The sequence below is a fragment of the Vibrio sp. Vb0888 genome (genome assembly GCF_033338835.1).
Lineage (GTDB): Bacteria > Pseudomonadota > Gammaproteobacteria > Enterobacterales > Vibrionaceae > Vibrio > Vibrio alginolyticus.
This window is the reverse complement of sequence record NZ_JAWOTL010000351.1, coordinates 1-1022: the sequence shown is the minus strand read 5'-3', so window position 1 is coordinate 1022 and position 1022 is coordinate 1. Positions and strand designations below refer to the sequence as shown.

At 47.9% G+C, this 1022-nt stretch carries 2 protein-coding genes and 1 pseudogene; all 3 read right to left on the bottom strand.

Annotation, left to right across the window (positions count from 1 at the left end):
- The coding region (gene fliR, locus R7P72_RS26195) for a flagellar biosynthetic protein FliR (protein WP_318111191.1) at positions 1-665 on the bottom strand (665 nt) is incomplete at its 3' end.
- Entirely contained in the window at positions 665-934 is a 270-nt protein-coding gene (fliQ, locus tag R7P72_RS26190) for a flagellar biosynthesis protein FliQ (RefSeq protein WP_005462792.1), read from the bottom strand. The genes fliR and fliQ, both read right to left, overlap by 1 nt.
- Positions 935-946: 12 nt before the next feature.
- A pseudogene (locus R7P72_RS26185) lies at positions 947-1022 on the bottom strand (flagellar biosynthetic protein FliP); the annotation flags it as partial.

Sequence of the window (1022 nt, the reverse complement as noted above, 5' to 3'; positions counted from 1 at the left end):
AGCATGGTCATCGGAAAACCTAGCGCATAAACATTCAGAGACGGTGCGGCGCGGTTCATCACACCAAAACTGATGTTCGCCAACAACATTGACACGATGGCGGGCAGCGCAAGTGCGAGAGAAGCCGCAAACATCCAACCAAACACATTGATCACGCCTTGCAGTGATAGGGCCGTGATGCCTGAGCCAACAGGCCACACCACAAAACTCTGAATAACGATGTCGATCACCAGTAAGTGCCCTTCTAGTGACAAAAAGAGTAAGGTCGAAAAAATCAAAAAGATACGGCCTAGAATCGCCACCGACAGACCATTCACAGGGTCGTTCATCATTGCCATACCTAAACCCATCTGCAAAGAAATGGTTTGGCCGAGCATGGTGAACACGTTAAACAGCATGTGCAGAATCAGACCGAACATCAAACCCCAAATCGCTTGCTCAAATGCCAGAAACAAAGAGGTTAATGAGAAGAGTTCAACCGTAGGCATTGTTGGCATTAATGGCGCTGTGATGACCACGATAGAGAGTGCTAATAAGCTGCGAACCCAAATCGGAATCAACGCGTCACCAAAAAATGGCATGGATAAAAATACCGCTCCCACACGAAAAAACGGCCACCAAAGTTGACCGAGAATTGCGGAGAGGTCTGCAAATGTGATGGCCATCAGCCAATCATCCCCGGAATGTTGTGGAACAAGAAATCAAACAGCTCCATGATTTTGCGAAGAATCCAGTGTCCTGCAAAAATCACCATCAACAGAGTGACGATCAGACGTGGTAAAAAGCTCAATGTCTGTTCGTTGATTTGCGTTGCCGCTTGGAATACCGCAATACCCAAACCCACAATCAGGCCTGGCACTACCAGTACGGCCACCATCAAGATGATGAGCCATACCGCATCAGAAAATAGAGTAACGGTTAATTCAGGTGTCATTATGGGCTCCTGTTAACCGAAACTGGCTGAAAGAGTGCCGACCGTCATCGCCCAGCCATCGACCAGAACGAACACCACCAACTTGAAT